This is a genomic window from Variovorax sp. 01T439_2, assembly GCF_056398445.1.
On sequence record NZ_JBFTPJ010000399.1, the window covers coordinates 1 to 4,984 of the forward strand.

Below are 4,984 nucleotides of genomic sequence, written 5' to 3' on the forward strand. Positions count from 1 at the left end.
TTCCTGCTCGTGGAAAGCGACCGCGCCGTGGCGTTTGCCATGGACGACATCCTGCTGTTCGGCCTGATCGCCAACGCCAAGAACCCGGCCGACTACGAGGTGGTGGGCGAGCCGCTGCAGGTCGAGCCCTATGCCTGCATGCTGCCCAAGGACGACCCGGCCTTCAAGAAGCTGGTGGACGACACCTTCATCGGCATGATGAAGAGCGGCGAATTCGAGAAGCTCTACACCAAGTGGTTCATGTCGCCGATCCCGCCGAAGAACGTGCCGCTGAACCTGCCCATGAGCCAGCAGCTCAAGGACAACATCAAGGCGCCTTCCGACAAGCCGGCGACCTGACCCACGGACGTACGCGATCAATGGCTTCCACGAACGTCGTTGGCATCCTGGGCGGCATGGGCCCTGCGGCGGGGGCCGACTTCGTCCGGCTGTTCGTGCAGGCCTGCGCACAGCAGATGCGCGCGCGCGGGGAGCCGGTGCGGGACCAGTCCTTTCCGGAGCACTGGCTCGCGCAGGTGCCGGTTCCCGACCGCACCGATGCGCTGGGCTCGGCCGAGAACGGCGCGCACCAGCCGCTCGAGCCGATGCTGCAGGCGCTCGGGCGGCTTGCCGCGCTGGGCAGCCAGGCGGTGGCCATTGCCTGCAACACCGCGCATGCCTGGCATGCCCGGCTGCAGGAGCGCTTTCCGCAGGTCGAGCTGCTGCACATGGCACGCGAGGTGGCGCGGCATCTGGCCGCGCAGGGCACGGGCAGCGTGGCGCTGATGGCCACCGAAGGCACCTACCGCGTGCGGCTCTACGAACAGGCGCTGGCCGAGGCAGGGCTCGACTGCCATGTGCCGCTGGCCGAAGAGCGCCGCATCATCACGCGCGGCATCTTCGACGGCGTCAAGGCCGGCAACATGCAGCTCGCCGAAGCGTGTTTTTCGCAGGTGGCGCTGCGGCTCGCAGAGCGCCACGGGCCGGTCACCATCATCATGGGCTGCACCGAGGTGCCGCTCGGGCTGCAGGGCTCGGCCGCCGTGGCCGGGCTGAGCCTGGTCGACCCGGCCCAGGTGCTGGCCGCCGCGCTGGCGCGCCGCGCCTACCGCGACTAGAAAGCCGAGCCAGCCAGCAACCCTGCCGACAGACGGGGCCGGCTGATTTCGCCTACATTGCGGCGTGCGTTTTCGCGCATGCCCTCCTTGTCCGACGATTCAACTGGAGCCCTACCCATGTCCCTTCGCGACGACAGCCGTTCCGATTTCGATTCGCTTCGCCCCGGCCAGAGCACCGAGCAGGGCACCACGCGCCGCACCGCGCTCAAGGCCGCCGTTGGCGTGGGCTACGCGGCCGCGGTCATGCCGGTCATGGCGCAGACCGCCGTCAGCACCTCGGCCGAAGGCCTGAAGGCCGGGCCCATCAAGTACACCGTCAACGGCTTCGAGGTGCCAGCCTATGCGGCCGCGCCGGCCGGCAAGACCGGCCTGCCCGTGATCCTGGTGGTGCAGGAAATCTTCGGCGTGCACGAGTACATCGCCGACACCTGCCGGCGCTTCGCCCAGCTCGGCTACCTGGCCATTGCGCCCGAACTCTATGCACGGCAGGGCGATGCCAAGAGCTACACCGACATTCCCAAGCTGCAGGCCGACATCGTGAGCAAGGTGCCCGATGCGCAGGTCATGGCCGACCTCGACGGCGCGCTGGCCTACGCCGCGGCCAATGGCGGCAGCGTGGCCAAGGCCGGCATCACCGGCTTCTGCTGGGGCGGCCGCATCGTGTGGCTCTATGCGGCCACCGGCAAGGTGAAGGCCGGCGTGGCCTGGTACGGCCGGCTGGTCGGCCAGCCGAGCCAACTCACGCCCAGGCATCCGATCGACGTCGCGGCCAGCCTGCAGGCGCCCGTGCTCGGCCTCTACGGCGGCAAGGACCAGGGCATCCCCCTTGACACGGTTGATAAGATGAAAGCCGCCCTGGCCACCGGAACCCCGGCGGCCAAGGCTTCGAGCTTCGTCGTGTATCCCGAAGCAGGCCACGCATTCCATGCCGACYATCGCCCGAGCTATGCAAAGAGCGCGGCCGAAGACGGATGGCAGCGCGCCACGGCCTGGTTCAAAGCCAATGGCGTCGCCTGACGGCCGCCAGCAGCCACCCACCGCCGAAGGCCGTCCGAGTGACGGCCTTTTCTCTTTTTATGAACGGTATCGGGCATCGATGCCCATCGACATTGCGCAAGCAGCTATGAATTTGATAGTGATCATCGCGGCGACCCTGGTTGCCGGCATCGGAAGCGTGTGGCTGGCCGCATTGCTCCTGCGCGTGGGCGTTCGCAACGGTTCGGGCGGCGTGAATTCGCAGCACCTGCTGAGCCTGGCCGCGGGCGCGCTGCTGGCCACCGCGTTCATGCACCTCTTGCCCGAAGCCTTCGAAAGCCGCATCGAGCCCGCGCTGCTGTTCGGCGTGCTGCTGTTCGGGCTGGTGTTCTTCTTCCTGCTCGACAAGGCCGAGCTCTGGCACCACGGGCACGAGCACCATCACGGCGATCACGGCGATCACGGCGATCACGGCCATGGCCACGACCACGGCCACCACCACGGCCATGCGCATGCCCACGCGCCCCGCATGGGCGGCGGCTGGGCCGTGCTCACCGGCGACAGCGTGCACTGCTTCGGCGACGGCATCCTGATCGCGTCGGCCTTCATCGCGGACGTCCGCCTGGGCCTGGTGGCGGCCGTGGCCGTGCTGGCGCACGAGGTGCCGCACCACATCGGCGACCTGGTCGTGCTGCGCCAGAGCTCGGCCAACCAGCGCGCGGCGCTCGTCAAGGTGTCGCTGGCCGGCACCATGACCATGCTCGGCGGCATCGTGGGATGGTGGCTGGTCGACCAGCTGCACGGCTGGCTGCCGTACTTCCTGGTGCTGGCCAGCAGCAGCTTCGTCTACGTGGCACTGGCCGACCTGATTCCCCAGCTGCAGAAGCGGCTGCCCGCGCGGCAGACCGCGGCGCAGATCGTGTGGCTGGTGGTGGGCATCGCGCTGGTCTCGCTGGTGAGCCGTCTCGCCCACGGAGAGCACGGCCACGGCGACCATGGCCAGGACGAAGGCCACGGGGAACATGGCCACGTCCACAAGGACTGAGAGCAGGGCGGCCAGGCCGTCGGCGCCGGTGCAGCGAAACTTTCCGACACCGACGCCGCCCCTCAGGTGAACCGGAATGGCCGAAACAGGCGCACTATAGGGGTTCGTCCAGTATTCAGCCTGAGGAGCCGATCATGATTCACGTCGACGCCACCGCGCGTTCCGCCTCGTCGTCCGACGAAGACGACGACAACACGCCAGCCGACGACTTCGAGGAGACCGACAGCGAAATCTCCGACGACCTGTCGGAGGAAACCGGCATCGATCTCACCGATGCGAGCGAGCTCGACGCCGACAACGTTCCGGCCGACGAGGAGTTCGACCGCGTGATGAACGCCCCCGACTGATCCCCGTCAGGCCTTCGCGTCGCGCCGCGTGATCACCTGCCCGTTGCGCGCGCCGCTGTGCGCGCCGTGCTGCCAGGTGACGGCGCCGTTCACGATCACCGCATCGATGCCTTCGGCCGGCAAGGTCGGCGACGCGTAGCTGGCCGTGTCGCGCACCGCCTGGGCATCGAAGATCACCACGTCCGCATGGTGACCCGGCTTCAGCGCGCCGCGCTCGTGCAGCCCGAAGTTGCGCGCGGTGAGCCCGGTCATCTTCCACACCGCCGTCTCCAGCGGAAACAGGCCGACGTCGCGGCTGTAGTGGCCCAGCACGCGCGGGAAGGTGCCCCAGAGCCGCGGATGCGGCTTCTCGCCGAGCGGAATGCCGTCGGAGCCGATCATGGTGTCTTCGAAGGCGAGGATGCGCTGCACGTCGTCCTCGTCCATCATGAAATAGATCGCACTGCCGGGCGAAAGCCGCTTGGCCGCCTCTTCGCCGGACACGCCCCATTCGGCCGCGATGTCCTTCAGGTCGCGGCCGGCGCATTCGGGGTGCGGCACGCTCGATGCAATCAGCACGCGGCCATCCATCATGCCGCGGTCGGTGCGGATCATGGTGGAGCCCGCCGTGTAGGGGTAGCAGTCGAGCCCGATGCACTGGTGGCGCATCGCTTCCTTGATGAAGGGCAGCGTGACCTTGCTCTTGCCGAAGTTCTGCGCGTTCTGCACCTTGTGGTGCGACACCACCACGGGAACGCCGAGCGCGCGGCCGATGTGGAAGGTTTCTTCGAGCGACTCCATCACGCGGTCCGCCTCGTCGCGCATGTGCGTCACGTAGAGCGCCCTGCGCGCGCTGAGCGGGCGGGCGACCTCGATGATCTCCTCGGTGGTCGCTTTCACGGCCGGCGGATAGAAGGTGCCGGTCGACAGGCCGATCGCGCCGGCCTGCATGGCTTCCTCGACCAGCGCCTGCATCGCGGCAATCTCGCTGTCGTTGGCAGGGCGGTCGAGGTCGGACATGACCACGGCGCGCAGGGTCGAATGCCCCACCATCGCGGCCACGTTCACGGACGATGGCGTGGCGCGCAGCGCATCGAGATACGCCGCAAAGCTCGTGAACCGGCCCGCGGCCGGCGACTCGAGCAGGCTCAGCGGCATCGGCAGCTCCATGTCCTCGCGCAGCGGCGCGGCGCTGATGCCGCAGTTGCCCGCGATCACGGTGGTCACGCCCTGCGACACCTTGAACGGCATCTGTGCCTGCGACAGCACGGCCTGGTCGTCGTGCGTGTGCGAGTCGATGAAGCCTGGCGCGACGATGCGGCCGGTGGCGTCGAGCGTCCGGTCGGCGGTGTGGCCTGCAAGGTTGCCGATGGCGGCGATGCGGCCACGGGCGATGCCCACGTCGGCCTCGAAGCGCGGCGCCTTGGTGCCGTCGATCACGGTGCCGCCGCGGATCAGCAGGTCGTAGTGGTTTTTTAGTGTGCTCATGCGAGGCCTTTCATGTTTTCAAGGACGTTTGTTCGGGGCGCTCTTGTTCAGGG

Annotated in this window: 5 protein-coding genes and 1 pseudogene; 5 read left to right on the plus strand and 1 reads right to left on the minus strand. The window is 68.2% G+C overall.

The window, feature by feature from the left end; translation table 11 throughout:
* From AC1DOC_RS18650 to AC1DOC_RS18670, 5 genes and pseudogenes are all read left to right on the plus strand, one after another.
* Nucleotides 1–339: pseudogene (locus tag AC1DOC_RS18650) on the plus strand (amino acid ABC transporter substrate-binding protein); the annotation flags it as partial.
* A gap of 20 nt (nt 340–359) precedes the next feature.
* Complete coding sequence (locus tag AC1DOC_RS18655) at nt 360–1,097, plus strand: aspartate/glutamate racemase family protein (protein WP_012746690.1); 738 nt, start codon at nt 360–362, stop codon at nt 1,095–1,097.
* Nucleotides 1,098–1,214: 117 nt separating this feature from the next.
* A complete protein-coding gene (locus tag AC1DOC_RS18660; RefSeq protein ID WP_478130251.1) occupies nt 1,215–2,114 on the plus strand; it encodes a dienelactone hydrolase family protein in 900 nt (299 codons plus the stop codon).
* A gap of 106 nt (nt 2,115–2,220) precedes the next feature.
* Nucleotides 2,221–3,117 (plus strand): ZIP family metal transporter, encoded by an 897-nt coding sequence (locus AC1DOC_RS18665; protein WP_478083196.1) that lies wholly within the window; start codon nt 2,221–2,223, stop codon nt 3,115–3,117.
* Between the two features lie 134 nt (nt 3,118–3,251).
* Nucleotides 3,252–3,464, plus strand: coding sequence for a hypothetical protein (locus AC1DOC_RS18670; protein ID WP_012746693.1), 213 nt, complete (start codon nt 3,252–3,254; stop codon nt 3,462–3,464).
* Nucleotides 3,465–3,470: 6 nt separating this feature from the next.
* Here AC1DOC_RS18670 and AC1DOC_RS18675 read toward each other — a convergent pair whose 3' ends face one another.
* Nucleotides 3,471–4,931, minus strand: a complete 1,461-nt coding sequence (locus AC1DOC_RS18675; RefSeq protein ID WP_478080509.1) for an N-acyl-D-amino-acid deacylase family protein — start codon at nt 4,929–4,931, stop codon at nt 3,471–3,473.
* Nucleotides 4,932–4,984: the final 53 nt, after the last annotated feature.